This is a genomic window from Curtobacterium sp. TXMA1 (assembly GCF_020162095.1).
Lineage (GTDB): Bacteria > Actinomycetota > Actinomycetes > Actinomycetales > Microbacteriaceae > Curtobacterium.
The window spans coordinates 1,267,511-1,290,549 of the sequence record NZ_CP083910.1 but is presented as its reverse complement, the minus strand read 5'-3'; the positions used below and the strand labels follow the sequence as shown (position 1 = coordinate 1,290,549).

Annotated in this window: 22 protein-coding genes; 11 read left to right on the top strand and 11 right to left on the bottom strand. The window is 73.2% G+C overall.

What is annotated here, in order from left to right; translation table 11 throughout:
* Nucleotides 1-63 precede the first annotated feature (63 nt).
* The 4 genes from LCG91_RS06155 to LCG91_RS06140 all read right to left on the bottom strand — a co-directional run bounded on the left by LCG91_RS06155 (nt 64) and on the right by LCG91_RS06140 (nt 2,037).
* Nucleotides 64-573 carry a metallophosphoesterase family protein gene (locus LCG91_RS06155; RefSeq protein WP_137767022.1) on the bottom strand — a complete coding sequence of 170 codons (510 nt, stop codon included), beginning with the start codon at nt 571-573 and terminating at the stop codon, nt 64-66.
* The gene (locus LCG91_RS06150; protein WP_224442841.1) at nt 570-1,136 is read right to left on the bottom strand and encodes a MarR family winged helix-turn-helix transcriptional regulator; all 567 of its coding nucleotides are present in this window, start codon (nt 1,134-1,136) and stop codon (nt 570-572) included. Before LCG91_RS06150 ends, LCG91_RS06155 begins: the two co-directional genes overlap by 4 nt.
* An 86-nt stretch (nt 1,137-1,222) precedes the next feature.
* Nucleotides 1,223-1,684, bottom strand: a complete 462-nt coding sequence (locus tag LCG91_RS06145; protein WP_224442840.1) for a VOC family protein — start codon at nt 1,682-1,684, stop codon at nt 1,223-1,225.
* A gap of 56 nt (nt 1,685-1,740) precedes the next feature.
* Nucleotides 1,741-2,037: a GNAT family N-acetyltransferase gene (locus LCG91_RS06140; protein WP_224442839.1), complete on the bottom strand. Its 297-nt coding sequence runs from the start codon at nt 2,035-2,037 to the stop codon at nt 1,741-1,743.
* Nucleotides 2,038-2,173: 136 nt separating this feature from the next.
* Between LCG91_RS06140 and LCG91_RS06135 the strand changes: the two genes are divergently transcribed.
* Together LCG91_RS06135 and LCG91_RS06130 are read left to right on the top strand one after the other, a co-directional pair.
* Nucleotides 2,174-2,821 carry an NADPH-dependent F420 reductase gene (locus LCG91_RS06135; RefSeq protein ID WP_058727410.1) on the top strand — a complete coding sequence of 216 codons (648 nt, stop codon included), beginning with the start codon at nt 2,174-2,176 and terminating at the stop codon, nt 2,819-2,821.
* 281 nt (nt 2,822-3,102) lie between these two features.
* On the top strand, nt 3,103-4,389 hold the full coding sequence (locus tag LCG91_RS06130) for a hypothetical protein (RefSeq protein ID WP_224442838.1): 1,287 nt from the start codon (nt 3,103-3,105) through the stop codon (nt 4,387-4,389).
* Between the two features lie 178 nt (nt 4,390-4,567).
* Here LCG91_RS06130 and LCG91_RS06125 read toward each other — a convergent pair whose 3' ends face one another.
* Nucleotides 4,568-5,425 (bottom strand): LysR substrate-binding domain-containing protein, encoded by an 858-nt coding sequence (locus LCG91_RS06125; protein ID WP_224442837.1) that lies wholly within the window; start codon nt 5,423-5,425, stop codon nt 4,568-4,570.
* A 141-nt stretch (nt 5,426-5,566) separates the two neighbouring features.
* Here LCG91_RS06125 and LCG91_RS06120 point away from each other — a divergent pair, with 141 nt between their 5' ends.
* Nucleotides 5,567-6,889, top strand: a complete 1,323-nt coding sequence (locus LCG91_RS06120) for an MFS transporter (RefSeq protein ID WP_224442836.1) — start codon at nt 5,567-5,569, stop codon at nt 6,887-6,889.
* A 332-nt stretch (nt 6,890-7,221) separates the two neighbouring features.
* On the opposite strand, the gene LCG91_RS06115 is transcribed toward LCG91_RS06120, so the two are convergent.
* Entirely contained in the window at nt 7,222-7,875 is a 654-nt protein-coding gene (locus LCG91_RS06115; protein ID WP_224442835.1) for an NAD(P)-dependent oxidoreductase, read from the bottom strand.
* A gap of 90 nt (nt 7,876-7,965) precedes the next feature.
* Here LCG91_RS06115 and LCG91_RS06110 point away from each other — a divergent pair, with 90 nt between their 5' ends.
* From LCG91_RS06110 to LCG91_RS06100, 3 genes are all read left to right on the top strand, one after another.
* Nucleotides 7,966-8,328 (top strand): winged helix-turn-helix transcriptional regulator, encoded by a 363-nt coding sequence (locus tag LCG91_RS06110; protein ID WP_058749567.1) that lies wholly within the window; start codon nt 7,966-7,968, stop codon nt 8,326-8,328.
* Nucleotides 8,329-8,515: 187 nt separating this feature from the next.
* A complete protein-coding gene (locus tag LCG91_RS06105; RefSeq protein WP_224442834.1) occupies nt 8,516-9,544 on the top strand; it encodes an NADPH:quinone reductase in 1,029 nt (342 codons plus the stop codon).
* Between the two features lie 209 nt (nt 9,545-9,753).
* Nucleotides 9,754-10,626 (top strand): patatin-like phospholipase family protein, encoded by an 873-nt coding sequence (locus LCG91_RS06100; RefSeq protein WP_224442833.1) that lies wholly within the window; start codon nt 9,754-9,756, stop codon nt 10,624-10,626.
* Nucleotides 10,627-10,868: 242 nt separating this feature from the next.
* Here LCG91_RS06100 and LCG91_RS06095 read toward each other — a convergent pair whose 3' ends face one another.
* Nucleotides 10,869-12,062 (bottom strand): acyl-CoA dehydrogenase family protein, encoded by a 1,194-nt coding sequence (locus tag LCG91_RS06095; protein ID WP_058749556.1) that lies wholly within the window; start codon nt 12,060-12,062, stop codon nt 10,869-10,871.
* 63 nt (nt 12,063-12,125) lie between these two features.
* Between LCG91_RS06095 and LCG91_RS06090 the strand changes: the two genes are divergently transcribed.
* Nucleotides 12,126-12,746, top strand: coding sequence for a QsdR family transcriptional regulator (locus LCG91_RS06090; RefSeq protein WP_224442832.1), 621 nt, complete (start codon nt 12,126-12,128; stop codon nt 12,744-12,746).
* 51 nt (nt 12,747-12,797) lie between these two features.
* Here the strand turns inward: LCG91_RS06090 and LCG91_RS06085 are convergent, their stop codons facing one another.
* The 4 genes from LCG91_RS06085 to LCG91_RS06070 form a co-directional block, all read right to left on the bottom strand.
* Nucleotides 12,798-13,235, bottom strand: a complete 438-nt coding sequence (locus LCG91_RS06085) for a VOC family protein (RefSeq protein ID WP_058749554.1) — start codon at nt 13,233-13,235, stop codon at nt 12,798-12,800.
* 48 nt (nt 13,236-13,283) lie between these two features.
* Nucleotides 13,284-13,772, bottom strand: a complete 489-nt coding sequence (locus tag LCG91_RS06080) for a VOC family protein (RefSeq protein ID WP_224442831.1) — start codon at nt 13,770-13,772, stop codon at nt 13,284-13,286.
* A complete protein-coding gene (locus LCG91_RS06075; RefSeq protein WP_181430632.1) occupies nt 13,769-13,924 on the bottom strand; it encodes a hypothetical protein in 156 nt (51 codons plus the stop codon). Before LCG91_RS06075 ends, LCG91_RS06080 begins: the two co-directional genes overlap by 4 nt.
* A 302-nt stretch (nt 13,925-14,226) precedes the next feature.
* On the bottom strand, nt 14,227-17,697 hold the full coding sequence (locus tag LCG91_RS06070) for a proline dehydrogenase family protein (RefSeq protein ID WP_224442830.1): 3,471 nt from the start codon (nt 17,695-17,697) through the stop codon (nt 14,227-14,229).
* Nucleotides 17,698-17,778: 81 nt separating this feature from the next.
* Here LCG91_RS06070 and LCG91_RS06065 point away from each other — a divergent pair, with 81 nt between their 5' ends.
* From LCG91_RS06065 to LCG91_RS06050, 4 genes are all read left to right on the top strand, one after another.
* Nucleotides 17,779-18,696, top strand: coding sequence for a LysR family transcriptional regulator (locus tag LCG91_RS06065; protein WP_224442829.1), 918 nt, complete (start codon nt 17,779-17,781; stop codon nt 18,694-18,696).
* 112 nt (nt 18,697-18,808) lie between these two features.
* Nucleotides 18,809-20,413 carry a hypothetical protein gene (locus LCG91_RS06060; protein ID WP_224442828.1) on the top strand — a complete coding sequence of 535 codons (1,605 nt, stop codon included), beginning with the start codon at nt 18,809-18,811 and terminating at the stop codon, nt 20,411-20,413.
* Nucleotides 20,414-20,713: 300 nt separating this feature from the next.
* Nucleotides 20,714-22,237, top strand: a complete 1,524-nt coding sequence (locus tag LCG91_RS06055) for a hypothetical protein (protein ID WP_224442827.1) — start codon at nt 20,714-20,716, stop codon at nt 22,235-22,237.
* 134 nt (nt 22,238-22,371) lie between these two features.
* Nucleotides 22,372-23,004, top strand: a complete 633-nt coding sequence (locus tag LCG91_RS06050) for an FMN-dependent NADH-azoreductase (RefSeq protein WP_058749549.1) — start codon at nt 22,372-22,374, stop codon at nt 23,002-23,004.
* The last annotated feature ends 35 nt before the right edge of the window (nt 23,005-23,039 follow it).

Below are 23,039 nucleotides of genomic sequence, written 5' to 3'. Positions count from 1 at the left end.
GCCGCGCCTCCCGTCCGGTGGGTCCGCGCGGTCCGTGCCCGCCGTCCCGACCGCTGCGTCGCGTCAGCGGGCTGCCGGGGGCAGGCGGACCGTCTCGACCGTCAGCGCGCGCCCGTCCACCGTGCCCCGCATCCAGGTGAAGTCGGGCTGTCGACGGCGGTCCGTCGGCGACCCGGGGTTGAGCAGGCGCATGCCTGAGGGCGCGACCGAGTCCCAGGGGATGTGCGAGTGCCCGAAGACGAGCACGTCGGTGTCCGGGTAGGCGGCGTCGGCCCGACGCTCGCGGCCCGTCGCGGCACCGGTCTCGTGCACCAGGGCGAACCGCAGGTCCTCGACGGTGAACCGCGCGACGAGCGGCAGTCGGTCGTCGAACTCGGGGCCGTCGTTGTTGCCGCGGACGCCCTCGGAGCGGCGGGACCGTCCCTGCACGGCGTCGAGGGTGGCGAGGTCCACCCAGTCCCCCGCGTGCACGACGAGGTCCGCGGCGTCGATGTCCGCCCAGAGCCCGGCGGGCAGGTCCTTCGCGCGCTTCGGCAGGTGGGTGTCGGAGAGCAGGACGAACGAGGTGGTCACGAGGCGGTGGGACCGTCGCGCCCGGGGTCGCCGTCGCCGCCGTGACCGGTGTCGGCGTCGGCGCCGTCGTCGGTCGCGCGCGCGGGCATGGGGAGACCGGCCTCGTCGGCGGCGCCGAGTCGTTCAAGCAGGCCGGCGAGGAGCGCGACGTCGTCGTCGGACCAGTCGGCGAGCCGCTCCTCGAGCGCGTCGCGGTGCAGGCGCACCGAGCGCTCGAGTGCGGCACGGCCGGCGTCGGTCGCCTCGAGCGGCTTCGCGTTGCCGGAGCCGCCGTCGGTGGTGCGGACGAGCCCCGCTGCGAGCAGGCCGGAGAGCTGTCGGGAGATCGTCGACCGGTTCAGCCGCAGGTAGCGGGCGATGTCGATCGCCATGCACCCGGGGTGCTGGACGACGAAGTCGACGAGGGACTGGTCGACGACGCTGAGCACGAGGTCGTCGCCGCGCGCCCGGATGCTCGCACGTCGGGTGATGCGGGAGAGTTCGGTGTAGGCGCGGCCGATGTCCGTGTTGCGGACGTCGTCGGTCGTGCGGCCGCCGCGGACGTCTGCACTCGGGCTGCTCATCGGGTCCTCCAGCCTGTGACCGGGTGCGCCGGTCTCCCGGCACTGGTGGGTCCCGCCACCCTACCGGCGGACACCCCGGCTCCTCGTCACCCGCCGGCCGCTGCGGCCTGCAGCGCCGGGATGTCGAGCTTGACCATGTCCTGCATCGCGCGGAACACCCGGGCGTTCGCCTCCGGGTCGCCGCCGCCGGTCATCAGGTCGCCCATCATCGACGGGGTCACCTGCCAGGTCAGCCCCCAGCGGTCGTGGAGCCATCCGCACGCGAGCGGCCGACCACCGTCGGCGAGGAGCGCGTCCCAGACCCGGTCGAGCTCCTCCTGGGTGTCGACGTCGACCTGGAAGGACACGGCGTCGGTGTGCGGGTGCCCCGGCCCGCCGTTCATCGCCCGGTACGGCTGGCCGAGCAGGGTGAACTCGACGACGAGGGCGGTGCCGTCCGGGGTCCGCGCAACGCGGTCGACCCGGCTGTCCGGGAAGAGCGACACGTAGGAGGTGGCTGCCTGCTCGGCCTGGTCGTCGAACCAGAGGAACGGGGTGATGGTGGGCACGGTGTCTCCGGGTGCTCGGGGCCGGCGGCGACGCTGCGACCGGACCGGGTGGTGCGTCAGTCCGCGGCGCCGCGGCTGAGCAGGTCGGCCTTCTCCGGGTGCTCGTCGAACCACTTGCCGACGAACCAGCACATCGGCACGATGCGCTTCGTGGTCCTGGCCTCGACGTCACCGACGGCGTGTGCGACGAGCTCCGCCGCGTAGCCGTGCCCGCGGTGCTTCGGGACCGTGTAGGTGTGCGGGAACGACACGGCGTCGTCCCCGGCCCGGTAGTCGAGGACGCTCACGAGCTCGCCGTCGACGTACATCGCGTAGCGGTCGCGGTCGGCTTCGTCGCGGAACTCCTGGGCCATGGCGCCATCATGCACCCGACGGACAGCGGCCGCACGGAGGTCCGCACCGGCCGGAGCGCACCGGCCGGGACGCACCGAGCACCGCGGCACGCGCCCGGGTGGGAATGCTCCGCACCGGACCGCGTTGCACGACCGCATGACAACGATCGGCATCATCGGAGCAGGCAACATCGGTTCTCAGCTCGCGCGCCTCGCCGTGCAGCACGGTCACGAGGTCGTGATCGCCAACTCGCGCGGGCCCGAGACCCTGCAGGACCTCGTCTCGGAGCTCGGCGAGCACGCCCGTGCGGCCACCCGCGACGAGGCTGCGGCCGCGGGCGACATCGTCGTCGTGACCACCCCGCTCGCGGCGATCGAGACGATCCCGGTCGAGCCCCTGGTCGGCAAGGTCGTCATCGACACGAACAACTACTACCCGCAACGGGACGGCCACATCGCGTCCCTCGACGACGAGACCACCACCACCGCGGAGCTCCTGCAGGACCACCTGCGCGGCGCCCGGGTGGTCAAGGCGTTCAACCACATCGCCGCCACGGCACTCACCGACGAGGCCACCCCCGCCGGCACCCCGGACCGCCGCGCCCTGGTGGTCGCGGGTGACGACGCCGAGGCCAAGCGCGTCGTGTCCGAGCTCATCGACCAGTTCGGGTTCGACGTCGTCGACGCCGGTCCGCTGGCCGAGGGCTGGCGGATCCAGCGGGACACACCCGGGTACGTCACGCGGTTCACGGCCGACGAGCTCCGTACGAAGCTCGCCGAGGCGAAGCGCTACCGCGACATGTAGTCACACCCGCCGCAAGACGCCACGAAGGCGGTTCCCCGCAGCGCTGCAGCCCTGCGCGGAGCCGCCTTCGTCGCGTTCTGCGGGGGCCTCCCGCGGGGCCTCCTGCGGGAAGTGGACCGCGCGACCCCGGAACTGGGGCTGCGCATGATCCATGCACGCGGATAGAAATGACGATGGATCAGAAGAGCGAGGGAGCACGAGTGGCGTCGCACCGCATGCTGGACCGAGACCGGCCGCGTCGAGCGGTCCCTGCGTGGGTCGTCGCGCCCCCGGAGGACAGCGTGAGCGGCCGGGAGGCACCACTCGCCCCCGCCGCGCACCCTGCCGTCGTCGACACGGGTGCGTCGGTCCCCGCGGCCGCTCCCGGCCCGCACGGCACCGCCGTCGCCGGGTCGCCCACCGCGACCGCGGTCGGGGCTGCCGCGGGCGCCGGAGCAGCCGCCGCGGGCTCGGTGTCGACGTCCGGCTCGGTGTCGCCGTCGGGCCCGGTGTCGACGTCGGCTCCGGTGTCGCTGTCGGCTCGGGCCGGGTCGCTGCCCGTCGGCGAGGTCGTCGTCCCGGACTACCCGCCGCAGGAACACCTGCTCCCGCCCGCTCCCACCTCGCCCGCCGTCCAGGTGCCGTCCTCCGACACCGCTCCCCTGCCGGTGTCGCCCGCCGACGCCGCGGAGGCGAACGGGCCCCTCACGCCTCCCGTCGACCCGACCCACAGCGCCCACGCCTCGGCACCGGTGCAACGCCCCACACCGGCCGTGCCGACCGTCGGGCAGCCCCGCTTCTCGGTGCCCGGCCTCGAGCACGTGGTGGTCGAGGGCACGGAACCCGAGCCCTCCGGTCCGATCGGGTACCGCACGCCAGCGCGCTTCGCCCGACAGCAGGCACCGCGGCCGGTCGTCGTCGAGCCCGCGCCGAGCGACTTCGACGCCGTGATCGCAGCACCCGCCCCGGCGTCGACGTCGACGCCGGCCCCGGCCCCGGCGCCGTCGGTCTTCCCCGGCACACTCCCCGCCGATGCCCGAGCCGCCACCGGCCCAACGGGCACGACGGCCGCGTCGGTCGTCCCCGCCGAACCGAGCACGGCCGGCGCTCCGGTGCGGCGCCGGGGGGCCGGGACCCGCGGGCGAGGCCATCGGTCGGAGCCGACCACGGTGCAGACCGGGGTCGACGCCGGAGTGGGCGAGGACGACGGGGGCGAGCGGAGCCTCCAGGCCGGGGACGCAGCGGTTCGGGACCGCAGCCGCACCGCGATCGGTGTGACGCCGGCGGCCGCGCTCGGGGCCGTGACCGGGGTCGCCACGATCGCCCTCGCCGCCTGGTGGTTCACGGCGCCGGCGACGGTGCACGCGACGGGACTGGTGCTCGGGGTGCTCGCCCTCGCACTGTCGGGGACGGCGTTGCGGAGTCCCGCGGCGACGTGGCAGCGACCGGTGGGGCTCCTCGGGGCGGTGCTCGGCGGGGTCGGGACGCTCGTGCTGCTCTGGGCGGTCGCCGCGGCGCTGCTGGCGCCGGCGGGTGTGGCGCTGCCCGACCTGACCGGCACGGGGACCACGCCGACCGTCGCGCCGTAGCGGGCCGCTCCCGGCCAGGCACGGCGCGGCGCGGTCCGGCGCGGCCTGCCCGGCGCGGCCAGGCGAGGCCCGATGCGGGTCAGTTCCGCGAAAGCGACAGTGCGCCGCGGAACATCGGCGGCAGCCTGTCGCTCTGGCGGGAGTGTCTGGCGGCAGGGCGGCAGGGCGGCCGGAGCGCTCAAACGGCGCGGACGACCCCGCGGGACAGGATCGCGCTCGTCAGGGCGTCGATCGGCTCGCGCTGCACCGTCGGGTTCGCGATGAGGACGTAGTCGACCGCCGGGAGGTCCGGCAGCGCGAGCCGCTGCGACACCTTCACGAGGTCCGCCGGGATGAGCGAGTGCGGGAACACCGCGACCCCGATCCCCGCGCGCACCGCGGCGAGCACCCCGTTCACGTCGCGGGTGTTGCAGGTGATCCGCCACGTGCGGCCGGCGGCCTCGAGCGCGTCGATCGCCATCTGCCGACTGATGCTCGGCGCCTGGTAGGCGATCAGCGGGACGGGCTCGTCGGCCTCGAGCGCGATGCCGTCCTGCGCCATCCACACCATCTGGTCGGTCGCGACGCGGGTGCCCTCGGCGGACTCCCCCGCGGTCTGCTTGATGAAGACGAGGTCGAGCTGCCCGGCGTGCACCCGACGGAGCAACGGCGCGGACTGGTTCACCGTCAACTCGAGGTTCACCTGCGGGTGCAGCCGGCGGAAGTCCCGCAGGATGCGCGGCAGCTGCGTGATCGCGAGGTCGTCGGCCGCCCCGAAGCGGAGCCGGCCGCGGGTCGCCGCTCCGGAGAAGTAGGCGTCGGCGGTCGCGTGCGCCGCGAGGATCGACCGGGCGAACCCGGCCATCGCGTCCCCGTTGTCGGTGAGCGCGACCCCGCGGGTGTCCCGCGCGACGAGCGTCCGGGCGACGGCGGTCTCGAGTCGGCGGACGTGCTGTGAAACCGTCGGCTGGCTGATCCCGAGCCGCTGGCCGGCGAGCGTGAAGCTGCCGGTCTCGGCGACGGCGAGGAACGTGCGGAGCAGCACCGGGTCGAGCACGTGACCTCCTCCGGCGGGCGGACCGCCGCCATTCGACATCGCAATGGAGTGATAGCCACCATAGGGGTGTCGAATGGGTCGTCGCCACGTAGTTTCGAACGGGTACCGAATCCACCCCCGACGATCCGGAGCCCCACGACCGTGAGTGCGTCATCGACGACCCTCCCTCCGCCCACCGAACCGCTGCCGATCCAGGCCGAGCGCCCGCCCTGGCGGCACACGCTCATCGCCCTCTCGGTGCCGAACTTCCGGCTCTTCACCGCGACGAACCTGGTCGCCATGACCGCCGGGTGGATGCAGCGGATCGCGCAGGACTGGCTCGTGCTGCAGCTCACCGGATCCGTCGCGCAGGTCGGCATCACCGTCGCGTGCCAGTTCGCGCCGATGCTGCTGTTCGGACTCTGGGGCGGTGTGCTCGTCGACCGCTTCTCGAAGCGCGCCCTGATGATGCTCACCCAGGGCGCCTTCGCGGTGCTCTCCGCGCTCCTCGCCGTCCTGACGCTCACCGGCGTGGTCGAGGCGTGGCACATCTGGGTGATCGCGTTCCTGGTCGGCATGGTGACCGTGATCGACAACCCGGCTCGGCAGGTGTTCGTCACCGAGATCGTCGGCCACCAGCACCTGCGCAACGCGATCAGCGTCAACTCCAGCGTGTTCCAGCTCGGCGGGATGATCGGTCCGGCGCTGTCCGGAGCGCTGCTCGTCGCCGTCGGGGCGGGGTGGTCGTTCGGGGTGAACGCGGTCGCCTGCGTCGCAGTGGTCGTCACGCTCGGGTTCCTCCGGACCTCGGAGCTCCACCGGACACCGCCGATGCCGCGCGCCAAGGGGCAGCTCGTCGAGGGCCTCCGCTACGCCGTCCGGAAGCCGACGATCCTGGTGCCGGTCGTGCTCATGGCGTTCTTCTCGGTGTTCGCCCTGACGATGCCGGTGCTGCTCTCGGCCTTCGCGTCCGAGGTCTACGACGTCGGCGCCGGCGGCTACGGCGTGTTCAACTCCGGCGTCGCGGTCGGCGCGCTGACGGGGGCGCTGCTCTCGACGAGGCGTGCGACGGTGCGGCTCCGCACGATCGTCGGCGGGGTGTTCTGGACGGGCGTGCTGCTCGTCGTGAGCGGCTCGATCCCGGTGATCGCGCCGTTCACGGTGGCACTCGTCGCGGTCGGGATGTCGCAGCTGCTGTTCATGACGGCGTCGAACTCGCTCGTGCAACTGTCGTCGAACGTCGCGATCCGCGGGCGCGTGATGTCGCTGTACGTGCTCGTGCTGCTCGGCGGTCAGGCGGTCGGCGGGCCGGTGATGGGCCAGGTCGTCGACCACTTCGGCGCGCACGTCGGCATGGTCGTCGCCGGGGGCGTCCCCGCGCTTGCCGCGGTCGTCGCCGGGGTCGTGCTCGCGCGGCGCGGCGGGCTGCACCTGGCGGTGCGGATGCGGCACCACGTGCCGCTGCCGGCGATCGAGGCGCGGTAGCGCGGCGCCGCGGCGGCACGCGCAGCGCCGCGCCGCGCCGCGCCGGGATCGAACCACGATTCCCACGTCGAACCGACCCGCCGGCCTGGTTCGATGTCGGCTCTGTGGTTCACCGCGAGGCAGGTGACGCGGCGGCGGCGGGTCGCGCGGCGGCGCGCCTCGCCGCGGCGCAACCGAAGGCACGTCGCGCCACGAGATGGCGTGGCGCGACGTGCTCCCCGTCGTGCGCGGGCACGTCGCACCACACGACGGACGGGAGGCGCGGTGCGAGCCCGCAGCGTGCCTCCCGTCCGTCAGCCGGTCCCGTCGGCCGGTCCGGCCGGCCGCTCGCGTCAGTACGCGACGCCGAAGCGCGCCCGGTGGTGCGCCGGGTGCTCGACCTCGTCGACGACCGCGATGGCGTAGTCCGCGCCGGAGATGTCCGAGTTGCCCTCGGCGTCCGTCAGGAGCAGGTCGTCGGTCGTACGGTAGGTCCCGCGACGCTCGCCGGGGTTCCAGCTACCGAAGGCCGCCGCCGGGCTCACGTAGAACCAGTCGACGTCACCGGTGTAGTCGCCCGCACGGAGCGCCTCGAGGATCTTGCCGTGGCTCTTCGCCTCGGGCTTGACCTCGTCCGGGAACGAGTCGGTGTCGACGAGTGCCGGGCCGCCCTCGGCGACGAGCAGCGAGCCCGCGCCGCCGACGATACCGAGCCGGGCACCCGCAGCGGTCGCCGCATCGACGAAGTGCTGGAACTTGTCCTTGAGCTCACTGCCGTCCGCCTGCACCGCGGACAGCGAGACGATGACGACGTCGGCGCCCTTCGTGACGTCCGCCACGAAGTCGGCGTCGAAGGCGTCGCCCTGCGCGAGGGTGAGTCCCTCGGCGGCGTCGAGCTTCGAGGTGTCGCGGGCGACGGCGGTGACGGCGATGCCGCGGGACAGGGCCTCGCGGACGATGGCGGAGCCGGCGTACCCGGTGCCGCCGAAGACGACGATGTTGGTCATGAGTGTCCTTCCGTGACTGGTGCACCCGACCGTACTCGCGTTACTCTCTTTCGGGAAGTAGGCACCTCACAGTGCGTAACGGAGGTCATGATGTCGGCGCTCGAGTACAGCCCCTACGCGGCGGACTGCCCCTCGCGGCAGCTGCTCGACCGGATCGGCGACCGGTGGAGCGTCCTGGTGATCGGGTCGCTCGTGGACGGACCGCGGCGGTACTCCGCCGTGGCCGACCGGGTGCAGGGCGTGTCGCAGAAGATGCTCACACAGACGCTCCGGGCGCTCGAGCGGGACGGGCTCGTGACGCGCACGGTGTTCCCCGAGATCCCGCCGCGGGTCGAGTACGAGCTCACCGAGCGGGGCCGATCGCTGCGGGCGGTGCTGGCACCGCTCGAGGACTGGGCGACGTCGCACATGGCCGACGTGCAGGAATCCCGCGACGCGTACGACGCGCGCTGAGCTGATACGCGCGGACGCGGCGCGCGCTGGCGGCAGGAGCCGAGCGCCGCGAGCAGGCGCCGCTCGCTGCGGGCTGTGACCGCGCGCGGAGCGACGCCCCGCAGAACGGCACGCGCCGGACACGCACGGGCGCCGCCGCTGACCGTCGCCAGGAAGACCCGGGGACCCCCGGTGGTTGCCTGGACACATGCGATCGATCGTCTACACGAAGCCCGGTGACAGCAGCGTCCTCGACCTGGTCGAGCGGGAGGTCCCCCAGCCCGGTCCCGGCGAGGTCCGCGTCCGCGTCGTCGTCTCCGGCGTGAACCCCACCGACTGGAAGGCCCGCGCCGGCGGCACCTACGGCGACGGCCTGCCCTTCCCCGAGATCACCCCGAACCAGGACGGCGCCGGCGTGGTCGACGCCGTCGGCGAGGGCGTCGACACCCTGCACGAGGGCGACCGCGTCTGGCTGTACATGGCCGCCGCCAGCCGCCCCACCGGCACCGCGCAGGAGTACACCGTCGTGCCGGCGTCGCGCGCGGTGGCGTTGCCCGAGGGCACGAGCCTCGACGTCGGCGCCTCGCTGGGCGTCCCCGCGATGACCGCGCACCGCGCCCTCACCACCCACGAGGACGGCCCGTCGCGGCTCACGCCCGGAGCGCTCGAGGGCCGCACCGTGCTGGTCGCCGGTGGCGCCGGGGCCGTCGGCCACGCCGCGATCCAGCTGGCCCGCTGGGCCGGCGCGACCGTCATCAGCACGATCAGCTCGGAGGAGAAGGCCGCCCTGGCGACCGCCGCCGGCGCCCACCACACCGTGAACTACCGCGACGAGGACGCTGCCGCGCGCATCCGCGAGATCGCTCCCGACGGCGTGGACATCGTCGTCGAGGTCTCGATCCCCCAGAACGCGCAGCTCGTCGCCGACGTCCTGGCGAACCACGGCGTCGTGTCGATCTACGCGAACAACGGCGGCGACGAGGCGACGCTCCCGATCCGTCCGAACATGTCGGTGAACGCCCGCTACCAGTTCCTGCTGCTCTACACGATCGGCGACCGCGCCCTGGCCGCCGCCGCCGAGGACGTCACCGCCGCGCTGCGCGACGGCGTGCTCTCCGTCGGCGAGGACGCCGGCCTGCCCCTGACACGCTTCGCGCTCGAGGACACCGCCGCCGCGCACGACGCCGTCGAGGGCGACGCGGTCGGCAAGGTCCTCATCGACGTCGCGGGCGAGTAGGGACGGGTCGCCGTCGCGACCGGGTGACGGCCGGGAGGCGCGACCCGCGACCCGACCACGGGCCGCCGTCGCGACCGGGTGACGGCCGGGAGGCGCGACCCGCGACCCGACCAGGCGTCACCGACGCGACCGGCTGACGGCCGGGAGGCGCGTGGCGGGTCCGCCCCGCGCCTCCCGGCCGTCGCGCGCCCACCTGGTACACAGGTCGCATGACGGATCTCGCGACGCCCACGCCCGGAACCAGAGCACTCGTCCTCGGCGGAGGCGGCGTCGCCGGCATCGCGTGGGAGGTCGGGGTGCTCTCCGCCCTGCAGGACGCCGGGGTCGACCTCGACGCCGCGGACCTCGTGGTCGGGACGAGCGCCGGCAGCGTCGTCGGCTCGTTCGTGCGCGCGGGCGCCGTGGCCCAGGCGTACGAGCAGCAGCACGCGCCGCTGCCGAGCACCTACGTCGAGCCGGAGCGGATCGCCGGCGAGGACTTCCAAGAGCGCCTGCTGCAGGTGCTGGCCGGGGCGACCTCGGAGCAGGACGCCCGCGCACGCCTCGGAGCCGTGGCGCAGCAGGTCGTCACCGGACAGTCCGACGAGGAACGCGTGGCGACGTTCAGCGAGACGCTGCCGTCGACCGAGTGGCCGGCGAAGCCGCTCGCACTGACCACGATCGACGCACTCGACGGCGCGTTCCGGGTGCTGACCGCCGAGTCGGGTGTGCCGCTCCCCCGCGCGGTCGCCGCGAGCTGCTCGGTGCCGTTCGTCTGGTCGCCCGTGCACATCGACGGCGTGCCGCACTACGACGGCGGGCTCCGCTCCGCCACGAACGCGGACGTCGCCGCCGGGTACGAGCGCGTGCTCGTCGTGGCGTGCGGGCCGGAGGGTCCCTCGCCGCTGGGGCCGTGGCTCGACCTGGCGGTGGAGTCCCTGCGGGCTGGCGGGAGCTCGGTGGAGACGATCGTGGCGGACAGCGGAGCGCAGCACGCGTTCGGGGACAACTCGTTGTCGCTGTCGACGCAGGCACCCTCGGCGACCGAGGGTCGACGGCAGGGCGAGGCGGCAGCGGAGGCGATCGCGGCGTTCTGGGCGTAGGCGGCGGTCGCGCGGGCCGGGTCGCGGTGCGCGGCGGTGCGCGGCGGTGCGCGGTACCGCTGGGTGGCCGCTCCGCTGGCGACATCGCGCGCGTCGATCGACGACTGCGTTGTCGCACGATGCGCACGCACCGGATACGGGCGCACGGATCGACGTCCCGCGTGTCGATCGACGCGTGCAACGTCGAAGGAGCGTGCGCTACGCCGGGGTCCCGCCCGTCCCAGCGCACCGCCGGTCACCGCTCAGACGAAGGCGGCCTGCCCCGTGATCGCCCGACCGACGATGAGCGTGTTCACCTCGCGCGTGCCCTCGTACGAGTAGATCGCCTCGGCGTCGGAGAAGAACCGCGCGACCCCCTTGTCGAGCACGATGCCGTTGCCGCCCTGGACCTCGCGGCACCAGCCGACCGTCTCGCGCATCTTCGCCGTCGCGAACGCCTTCGCCATCGCGGAGTGCTCGTCACCGCCGATCCCCTGGTCCTGCATCGCCGAGGCCTGCGTGCACAGGGCGATCGACGCGGTGATGTTCATGAGCGACCGGACGAGCAGGTCCTGCACCATCTGGTGCGCCGCGATCGGCTTGCCGAACTGGATGCGCTCGCGGGCGTAGTCGAGCGCTGCCTCGTAGGCCCCGATCGCGATGCCGATGGCCTGCCAGGCGACCTCGGTGCGGGTGAGCCGGAGCACCGCCGCCGTCGTGCGGAACGAGTCCGCGCGCTGCAGTCGGCGCGACTCGGGCACGCGGACGCCGTCGAGCACGATGTCGGCGTTCTGCACGGTGCGCAGGGCGATCTTGTCCTCGATCTTCGTGGCGGTGAAGCCCGGGGTGTCCGTCGTGACGAGGAAGCCCTTGACCTGCTCGTCGGCGACGTCCTTCGCCCAGATGACGACGACGTCCGCGAAGGTCGCGTTGCCGATCCACCGCTTCTCGCCGTCGAGCACCCACGTGTCGCCCTCGCGCCGAGCGGTGGTCCGGAGCCCGCGCGCGGAGTCGCTGCCGGACAGTGGCTCGGTCAGCCCGAAGGCCCCGACGACCTCGCCACGCGCCATCCGCGGCAGCCACTCCTGCTGCTGCTCGTCGCTGCCACCGACCGCGATCGAGTTCATCGCCAGGCCGGACTGCACCCCGATGAACGTCGAGACGCCGGCGTCGATCCGGCCGAGCTCGAGCGCCGCCCATCCGCGGTACACCGCCGAGTTCTCGAAGTGCCGCACGAGCGGGATGCTCGGGCCGTACATGCCGAGCTCCGCGAGCGGCGCGATCGTCTGCGTCGGGAACTCCGCCCGCGCCCAGTACTGGTCGGCGATCGGGCGCACCTCGGCCTCGAGGTACGCGCGCAGCTGCCCGAGCGACTCGCGCTCCCTGGGCGTGAGCCCCTCCTGGAACCGGTAGAAGTCGGATTCGAGCAGGGGCGTGTCGGTGATCGACGTTGACATGGCACCAACGATGCATCATTCTCGAAAACGTTGCAAGACCGGCGCCGGCACTCAGGGGGAACGGTGAGGAACGAACCACTCGGCACACTCGGATCGACGCTCGTCCCGAGCGCGCTGGCCGCCAGACTGGAGGCCCACGGCGACTCCCAGCGCGCGTTCCGTTCCGCACGGCGTGCGTTCATCGACGGGGCACGCATCGACATGGGCTCACTCGCCGCGTCGCTCGGTGTCGACCGGACGTCGCTGTTCCGCTGGGTCGGCAACCGCGACCAGCTGCTCTCCGAGATCCTGTGGTCGCTCGCCGTCCCGACGCTCGACGCGGCGGGGCGGGCGGCCGCACCCTCCGGCGCCGCGCGGATCGTCGACGTGCTCGACCACTTCACGGCGGACCTCATCCGGGCGCCGTACTTCCGCGCGTTCCTGACCCGGGAGCCGACCCGGGCGCTCCGTCTGCTCACCACGACCGACAGCGACGTGCAGCGCCGGTTCGTGGCCGTCATGACCGCGGTGATCGCGACCGAGCAGGAAGCCGGCGCGTTCGACCCGGCACCCCTGTCCGCCGAGGAGCTCGCACGGCTGCTCGTCCGGGTGTCGGAGTCGTTCACGTACGCAGACCTGATCTCCGGCGAGACGCCGGACCCCGAGCGCGCCCGGACGACGTTCGAGTACATCCTGCGGCCCTGACGCTCGGGGGCGACAGCCGTCCGGCCACCGTGTGCCACGAGGGCTGCGCGGCTACTTCTGCGCGGCGAGCTCCAGGTTGATGTCGTCCGGGTCCTGCACCGACAGGATGACCATGCCGGCGTCGCCGAGGTCGGTGACCTCGCCGTGCTCGATGCCGGCGGCGTCGAGACGCTCGGCAGCAGCGTGCAGATCGTCGACCGACCCGACGACGAAGCTCACGTGGTCGAGGCCGACCGTGTCCGGGTCGAAGCGCTGTCCGCTCGGGGCGACCGGGCGCAGCCCGAAGAGCTGGTCGCCGACCGGGAAGATCGCGCCGCCGTACAGGCGCTCGCGGTCCTCGGTGATCCCGGGCTCGTCGATGTGGTCACTGAAGTCCATCGCGGGTGCGGTGCCGAGCAGCTGCTCGTAGAAGGCCTTGCTGCGGTGGATGTCCGTGACGGTGACCCGGACGTGCGCGAGGCCGAGGGGCTTGACGATCTGTTCGCTCATGCCGTCGAGCCAACGCCGTCAGACTGGGCGGCCCCGGTCAGCGTGCGGCTACCGGCCAGCACGGCGCGAGCCGGCCGCTCGGGCGTCAGACGGTCGCGGTGCCGCGAGCTCGAGGTTGATGTCGTCCGGGTCCTGCAGCGACAGGATGACGAGGCCGAACGGTTCGAGGTCCGTGACCGCTCCGTGCACGATGCCCGCCTGGTCGAGCCGCTCGGTCGCGCGGTGGAGGTCGGCGACGGAGCCGACCCGGAGGCTGAGGTGGTCGAGACCGACCCGGTCGGGGTCGAAGCGATCGCCGGCCTGCGCCACCGGACGGAGCCCGAGCGTCTGCCCGTGGAAGGTGAACGAGCACCCGCCGTACGTCCGCCACGGGTCGTCGTGGATCGTCGGGTCGTCGATCTGGTCACTGAAGTCGCTCCCCGGCGGCATGCCGAACAGCTGCTGGTAGAAGGCCTTGCTCCGACGGATGTCCGTCACCGTGAGTCGGACGTGCGCGAACCCCTGCGGGTCGACGATCCCGCCGTCGGCGGTGCTCACCGGAAGCCGGCGGCGTCGAAGACGTGCCGAGGGAGTCCGTGGCCCGTGCAGCGGTCCCGGCGACGGACACCGCGGAAGACGTCGCGGACGTGCTCCCCGCAGCCGGTCCACGAGGTCTTGCCGCACACCGGGCACTGGACGGACTCACACATGAGCCCGACGGTACGCACCGCCACCGCCGGAGGGTACGGGGGCGGTGTCCCGCGCACGCTCGACGGTCCGGAACACGCACTCGGAGCTGCGTGCGCAGTGCTCAGTGCTCAGTGCTCAGTGCTCCGTGCTCAGTGCTCAGTGCTCAGTGCTCAGTGCTCCGAGCGGCACGCATCGAACCAGGAACACGACACCGAACCAGCGGGCGGTGCTGGTTCGACGTCGCTTCCGTGGTTCGATGCCCGAGGTCGCGGACAGCAGGTCGCGGGCGGCACGCGGCGCCGGGTAGAGCGCTCGCTGACGGTCAGATCAGCGCGTCGGTGAGGTGGTTCGGCGTGCCGAAGCGGTGCGCCGTGATCGACACCGCCTGCTCGCGGAGGAACGGCAGCAGCTCGATCCGCCCGGACTCGGTCACCGGTTCGCCGTACACCGCGACGTCCGGCCGTCCACCGATCGCGGTCGTCAGCCCCGCGGTGTCGCCGCCGATCAGCCGGACGCGCGTTGACGCACCACGCTCGACCCGCTTCGCGAACGCTTCGTCCGACTGTCCCTCGGCGACGGAGCGCACGTTCGGCAGCGCACGGATCGCCGATGCGACGTCGGACGGCAGCGCGGCCACGGCCGAGACGTCGATCGTCGTGCCGGCCCGGACAGCTGCGGCGACGACGCGCACGAGGTCGGCGACCGCGGACTCCTCCGCCGAGGCGAGACGGACGTGCACACCCGGGTACGGCAGGTACCGCGCGATGTTCCGCTCGGCCGAGAGCGCCGAGACGTCGACCGCCGCGCCGAAGAGCGCCGACCAGGCCCGCTCGTCGGACGCGATCGCCCGGTCGAGCGACTCCGACGGCACGCCTGCGGCCCGGACGAAGGAGCGCACCGGAGCCGACACGGGCGCACCGGCCGACGCCACCGAGGGCGACCACGACCCGAGCCCGAGCAGGTAGTTGAGCCCGCCGGCCTTGGTGCCGGCACCGACCGCGGACTTCTTCCACCCGCCGAACGGCTGCCGACGGACGATCGCGCCGGTGATCCCACGGTTGACGTAGAGGTTGCCCGCCTCGATCCGGTCGAGCCAGGTGCCGATCTCGGAGGCATCGAGGGAGTGCAGGCCCGAGGTCAGGCCGTAGTCGACCTCGTTGACGATGTCGATCGCCTCGTCGAGGGTCTTCGCCGTCATGATGCCGAGGATCGGGCCGAAGTACTCCGTCCGGTGGAACGCCGAGCCACGTCGGACGCCGTCACGGACACCGGGGCTCCAGAGCTTGCCCGTGTCGTCGAGGCGCTTCGGCGTGACGGCCCAGGACTCCCCCGCGCCCAGGGTCGTCAGCCCCTCGAGCAGCTTGCCGGCGGCGGGTTCGATGACCGGGCCCATCTGCGTCGTCGGGTCGGTCGGGTACCCGACGGTGAGCGACGACACCGCGTCGAGCAGCTGCGAGCGGAACCGGCGCGAGGTCGCCACGGAGCCCACGAGCACGACGAGTGAGGCGGCGGAGCACTTCTGCCCGGCGTGCCCGAACGCCGATGCCACGACGTCCTTCACCGCGAGGTCGAGGTCGGCCGACGGGGTGACGATGATCGCGTTCTTGCCCGAGGTCTCCGCGAGCAGCGGCAGGTCGGGGCGGAACGACCGGAACAGCTCGGCCGTCTCGTAGGCACCGGTCAGGATGACCCGGTCGACCTGCGGTGCGGCGATGAGCTGCTTGCCGAGGTCGTCCTCGGCGACCTGCACGAAGGCGAGGACGTCCGCGGGGACCCCGTGGGCGTCGAGTGCGGTCTCGATGATCGACGCCAGCACGGCGCCGCAGCGCTCGGCGGGCGGCGCGGGCTTGAGCACGACGGCCGACCCGGCGGCGAGCGCGGCGAGGGTCGAGCCGGCCGGGATCGCGACCGGGAAGTTCCACGGCGGCGTGACGAGGGTCAGGGCGGCAGGAGTGAAGGACGCGCCGTCGACGTCGTCGAGCTGCGCGGCGAGCTCACCGTAGAAGTGGGCGAAGTCGATCGCCTCGGACACCTCGGGGTCGGCTTGGTCGATGGTCTTGCCGGCCTCGGCCGCCATGACCTCGACGAGCGCCGCACGGTTCGCCTCGAGCGCGTCGCCGACGGCGTGCAGCACGGCGCCACGGGCGGCACCCGACCACGTGCCCCACTCGGTGCCGGCGGCGCGGACGCGACCCAGGACGGACTCGAGCTGCTCGGCGGAGGTGAGCCGGGCCTCCTGGACGGCACGTTCACCGAGCGTCGACGTGGCGACGCGCGACGTGATCGCCGCGCCCCACTCGCGGGTGGCCGCGACCGACGGGTCGCTGTCCGGCGTGTTGTCGAAGTGCCCGGGATGGGGTCGCTCGACCGCGGCGTACCGGTCGGCGACACGGTGCGGTGCCGGGGCGTCGAGCCCGCCGGGCTGCGCGAGCGGCAGCAGGGAGTCGCGGAAGCGTGCCTCTTCGCGCGCGAAGAGCTCGGGCGACGACGCCAGCGAGAACACCGCCGACATGAAGTTCTCCTGCGACGCGCCCTCTTCGAGCCGTCGGATCAGGTAGGCGATGGCGACGTCGAACTCGCCCGGGTGGACGACGGGCGTGTAGAGGAGCAACGAGCCGACGGTGCGACGGACTGCCTCGGCCTGCCCCTGCGCCATGCCGAGCAGCATCTCGAACTCGATGCCGTCGCGGACCCCGCGCTCCCCGGCGAGCAGCCAGGCGTGCGCGACGTCGAACAGGTTGTGCCCGGCGACACCGACGCGGACGTTCGCGATGCGCTCGGGCGTGAGCGCCCAGTCGAGCACGCGCTTGTAGTTCGTGTCGGAGTCCTGCTTGGTGTGCCAGGTGGCGAGCGGCCAGCCGTGCACCGAGGCCTCGACCTGCTCCATCGGCAGGTTCGCACCCTTGACGAGCCGGACCTTGATGTCGGCACCGCCGCGGGCGCGACGAGCCGCCGACCACTCCTGCAGGTGCTGCATCGCGGCGAGCGCGTCGGGCAGGTACGCCTGGAGGACGATGCCCGCCTCGAGGTCGGTGAACTCCGGCTCGTCGAGGAGCTTCGTGAAGACCGCGATCGTCAGGTCGAGGTCCTTGTACTCCTCCATGTCGAGGTTGATGAACTTGCGCGGCGAGCTCTGCACGGCGCGGCGGAAGAGCGGGCGGAGCTTGGCGATGATGTCCTCGACCGCGTGGTCGAACGCCCACGGCGAGTGCGGGTGGACCGTCGACGAGACCTTGATCGACACGTAGTCGACGTCGTCGCGTGCGAGCAGTCGCTGCGTGCCCTCGAGTCGACGCGAGGCCTCCTTCTCACCGAGCACGGCCTCACCGAGCAGGTTCACGTTGAGCCGGATCCCGTCGCGCTTGATCTTGGCGATCGCCGGGCCGAGCTTGGCGTCGGTCGCGTCGACGATGAGGTGCCCGACCATCTCACGGAGCACCCGGCGCGCGATCGGGACGACGACGCCCGGCAGGACCGGCGCCATGCCCCCGCCGAGGCGCACCAGCCCGCGGAGTGCTGCCGGCAGGAACCCCGGTGCACCCGGCGCGATCTGCCGGAGCTTCCGGGCGGCCACACCGAGGTCCTCGGGTCGGACCACGCCGTCGACGAACCCGACCGCGAAGTCGAGGCCGGCCGGGTCGGCGAGGACGCCGGCGAGCTGCTTCGCCGAGCCGTCGACCGGGTAGGTCTCGGCCTCGGCCAACCACTGCCGGACGAGCGCGACGGAGGCGTCGGTGAGGGCATCGGGAGCAGGCGTGGCGGACGCGTCGGTGCGCGGCTGGACGTCGGTCATGGCATCAGTGTGATGCCACACAATCGGTAGCGGAAGCAAGGAGTTCTGACGCATACCGTGAAGAAGAACTACTGTTCGAGCATGCTCGACGTCCGGCGCCTGGTCCTCCTCCGCGAACTCTCGATCCGCGGCACCGTCGCGGCCGTGGCGGAGGCCGTGAACCTCACGCCGTCGGCCGTGTCGCAGCAGCTCGGCGTGCTCGAACGCGAGGCCGGCGTGCAACTCGTCCGCCGGGTCGGGCGCCGGCTGCAGCTCACCCCGCAGGCCGAGGTGCTCGTGGCGGCGGCGGGCGACGTGCTCGACGTGCTCGAACGCGCGCAGTCGTCGGTCGAGTCGACGCTCACGAGCGTGCAGGGGCGGATCCGCGTCGCGGTGTTCCAGTCCGCGGCGCTCGCGCTCATGCCGACCGCGCTCCGCACCATGGCGATCGAGCACCCCGACGTCCGGGTCGAGATGGTGCAGCGCGAACCGGAGACCGCGCTCAACGAGACCTGGGCGCGGGACTTCGACATGGTGATCGCCGAGCAGTACCCGGCGCACGCTGCCCCGCGCTTCCCGGGGCTGGACCAGCGGGACCTGACCACGGACGCGGTGCGGCTCGCCCTGCCGCCGACGGTAACGAGCCTCCGCCCCCTGAGCGACGACGACCCGTCGGTCGCGCTGGTCGACGCGGCCGAGATGCCGTGGGTCATGGAGCCGCGCGGCGCGGCGTCCCGGCACTTCGCGGAGCAGACGTGCCGACGCGCCGGGTTCGAGCCCGACGTGCGCTACGAGACCGCCGACCTGCAGGCGCAGATCCGGCTGATCGAGTCGGGGAACGCCGTGGGCCTGATGCCCGACCTGGTCTGGGCGGGCCGCTCGACGTCCTGCCGACTGCTCGAGCTGCCGGACCCGGCTCGCCGCACGATCTTCACGGCGCAGCGGATGTCGGGCGCCGACTCCCCCGCGGTGACTGCGCTCCGGGCAGCCCTCGAGGACGCGGCCGCCGCGCAGCGGTGACGGGTGCGGCGAACCGTGACCGAGCCGTGACCTGATCGCCGTGAGGATCCGTCCGGTCGCGACACCACTCAGTGAGGGCACACCACGACGCCCGCCACCACGAGGGGAACCCATGCACCAGCACACCTGCCGAACCGCACTCCGCCGCACCGCTGCACTCGGCGCCGCCGCCGTCGTCGTCGCCGTCGGCTCGTCCGCCTTCGGCATCGGCGCCGCCACGGCCAGCGCCGCCGAACCGACGGGCACGGACGCGATCACGGCCGCGACGAAGCCGACGAACGCGGACCCGTCGAACGCGGACCCGTCGAACGCCGGCACGACGAACACCGGCACGACGTCCGCCACCGCTCCCGAGAGCGCCGGCGACACCGCAGCAGCCCCTGCCGCCGCCGCGCCGGCCTCCACGGACTCCGGGACGGCCGCGCCGCGCCCCACGGCGGACACATCGGCCGCAGCCGATGCGGCCAACGCCGACGCGGGCACCGCCGCTCCCACCGCCACCGCCCCGGTCACCGGCGGGAGGGGGACGACCTCCCCGGCTCCGACGGCCGCCGTCGATCAGCCGTCGGCCGCCGCCACGCCGGCTGGCACCGTGACCGTCAGCGGGAGCGTGAAGCGTCTCCGCACCCTGACCGCCGAGACCGCCGGGTGGCCCGCCGGCACCACGTTCACCTACCAGTGGCTCCACTCGTACGACGGCGGCCCTCTCGTCGAGCAGGTCGGCGCGACGACCGAGCGCACGTTCGTGATCGGCTCCGTGGAGGGGGCCCTCGACCGGTACGCCGTCCGCGTCACCGGCACCGCCCCCGGCGCGGAACCGACGACCGTCATCAGCGAGACGACCGCACCCGTGGACGAGGCGCCCGAGAACCGCTGGGGACTGCTCGGCTTCCGGAGCTTCGACCTGCGCGTCGGTGAGTCCAGCAGCATCTCCCTCGCCGCTTTCGACGGCGACGGGCTCGTCTACTCGGCGAGCGACTCGTGGGGCGGGGCGGGCAACACGTTCCAGCTGCCCGACGGTCTGCGGCTCGCCCCGGACGGCACCCTGTCCGGGACCCCGACGCGCGCCCAGGTGGTCGAGTTCTGGCTGCGCACGTCCTCCAGCATCCGGCCTGATGGCGGCGAAGCCTCTCGGGTCGAGCTCGTGATCACCCCGGGCCAGACCGAGTCCCTCAACGCGGTCGTGCGCGGCTCCGGGACGTGGCTGGTCCGGTCGGACGGCTCGACCGAGTACAGCCGCAGCCCCGAGGTGCAGGACGGGGACCCGACAACTCCCCTCCGCGTCCGCGACGGCGAGACGGTCGAGGTCGACCTCCTCACCCTGGACCGGAACGGTGACCTGAACGTCGATCCGCAGCGGCCGACGTGGTCGTCGTCCGCTGACGCCGACGTCCTCGAGACGACGAGCGCAGTCGGAACGCCGGTCATCTCCGCACGCTTCGTCGGGGCGGGCGACCACCGGATCACCGCTCGGCTCGGCGACCTCACGCTGACCTTCACGGTGCAGGTGGTGGACGCGCCGGCGACCAGCACGATCGACACGACGGGCACGACCGACACGACGGGCACGACTGCCGCGACCACCCACACCCAGCACCCCACCACGGGTTCCCTCGCCTACACCGGCGTCGAGACCGGGGCGCCGATCGGGTGGGCCCTCGGCCTTCTGGCTGCCGGCGGCGGCCTGCTCCTCCACCGCGCGCGCCGGCGCGCCTGACGACGATCCTGCTGCGCCGGGACGTGACCGACCCGGACGGTCGCGTCCCCCGCGCGGCGGGTGACCAGGGGACGGACGGGAGGCACGGTGCCGGACCGCACCGCGCCTCCCGTCCGCCGTCAGGTTGCGGGATCACGCAACCACACGCACGATTCCGGCACCCGACCCCCAAACCCAGGTCACATTTCGGGAACCGCGCCCCGGTCCGCGTTCCTGGGCCAGTACGATCCGAGCACGCCGAGATTCTCGGCAGATTCACACGATCCGGCACCCGACCGGACCTGACCCCTGGGGGGACCCGTGCACCGCAGCACCTCCTCGACCCGTCGCGCCTGCGCGCTCGGGACGACCGTCGCACTCATCGGCCTGACGACCGGACTCGGCGTCTTCACCTCGACCGCAGCGTTCGCCGCCGACGAGCCGACCTCGGCCGTCGCACCGGCCGACACGTCCTCGACGAGCGCTCCGTCGAGCGCAACGGACACCACCGGCACCGACACGACCGCGAAGGACGCCTCCGGCACGGCCACGCCGACGGATGCCACGACGACGCCGGCCACCACCGGCACGACGACGGATGCCACGACGGCACCGGCCACGACCGACGCCACGGCGCCCGCGCCGACGACCGCCTCGCCCGCGCCGAGCACGACGACGAAGGTCGCACCGACGGCCAGCTCGTCGGTGACCGTCGTCGGCTCGCCGAAGGTCGGTACGACGCTGTTCTACAAGACCACCGGCGTCGACGACCCCCGTGCCGTGTGGACCGTCGAGGGTGCCGCCCCCGTCGTCGCGTCCTCCTTCGAGGTCACCGCCGCCATGATCGGCAAGACGATCACGGTCACGGTCACGGGCTCGGCTCCGGGACAGACCGCGACCGCGACGACGGACGCCGTCACCGAGGACGTCGCGTTCGCGACCGAGACCTCGTACGACGCTCCGCGCACGATCGAGCTCACCGCGGGCGACACCCTCGACGAGGTCTTCGGCGTCAGCAAGGGCAGCGGCCCGGTCACCTACTCGATCGGCTACGCCGACCCGGAGAGCGTCGACCCGGAGACCGACACCCCGGAGTCCTACCTGCCCTACGACACGACGTTCGACGCCGCGACCGCGAGGCTGTCCGGCCGCGTGACGGTCGCCTCGGTCTTCGACTTCACCGTCGTCGCGACGAACGGCACCTCGACCGCGACGGAGTACGTCGAGGTCGTCGTCGAGCCGGCGAAGGCCGTCGGGGTCATGGCCCAGACAGTCAACACCTCGCCGACGGACCTGTTCGACGGCGAGCACCCCTTCACCGGGTGGCTCATCGAGCCGGACGGGCACATCACCACCTTCAAGTTCCCGGGTGACCCGGACCAGGAGCCGACCGTCACCGACGGTGGGCAGCCGACGGTGCAGCAGGGCCAGTCGCTCTGGATCAACGGCTCGCCGGTGGACGAGTTCGGCAACGACACGACCCGCTACGACGACGAGGGCAACGCCGACCCGGTCACCGTCACGAGCGACCACGCGACCGACCAGATCGCGTTCGACGAGGACTCGTTCTCGACGAAGGTCACGTTCCCGCACGCCTCGACCCACGTCCTGACCGTCGCCGCGCAGTCCGTCTCGGTCTCCTTCCCCGTGACGGTCGTCCCGACCGCGGCACCCGCCTCGACCGTGGGTTCCGTCACCCCGACCGTCGCCACCGCGCCGAAGGGTCAGCTCGCCTTCACCGGCGCCGACGAGACCGCCCCGATCGCCTGGGCCCTCGGGCTGATCGCCGCGGGTGCCGGTCTGGCGGGCGCCCGCTCCCTCCGCCGCCGACGCGCCCAGCGCTGACCGCACCGCCTGCGGTCCGTCGCGCTCCGGCGTGACGGACGGGAGGCACACCACGGCCCCGTCGCACCCCTCCCGGTGCGACGGGGCCGTCCCTGTTCCCCGCCGGCACGCCCCGGCCTCGGTAGCGTGGGCGCATGCCCACCCTGCTGCACATCGACTCCTCGGCCGACCTCGCCCACTCGCGCTCGCGCGCACTGACCGCCGCGTTCGCCGACGCCTGGCGCGCCCGCGGGCCGGAGTACACCGTGGTGCGCCGGGACCTGCACGTCGACCAGCTCCCGCACCTGGAGTCGTCCGCGCTGCACTGGGCAGCGGCAGACCGCACCCCCGAGGAGTCCGTCGCGCCCGAGGCCGAGGCACTCCGGCAGGAGGTCATCGACGAGCTCCTCGCGGCCGACGCCGTCGTCGTGGGCGCTCCGCTGTACAACTACACGGTGCCGTCGACGCTCAAGGCCTGGATCGACCGCATCCACGTCCCCGGGGTCCTGGCGGGTGACGTCCAGCCGCTCGCCGGTCGTCCCGTCGTGACCGTCGTCAGCCGCGGAGCCACCTACGACGCCGGCTCGCCGACCGAGACCTGGGACCACGGCTCGCCTGTGCTGCACCTCATCCTCGGGACGGCGCTCGGCATGAAGCTGTACCCGGTGACCGTCAGCGCCACGCTCGCCGACCGGATCCCGGACCTCGCCCCGCTCGCCGAGCACGCCTCCGCCGAGTTCGCGGACGCCCGCACGACGCTCGAACGCCTCGCAGCGACGGTCGTCTGACACCACCGGTCGCCCGACACCGCCGGGCGCCCGAC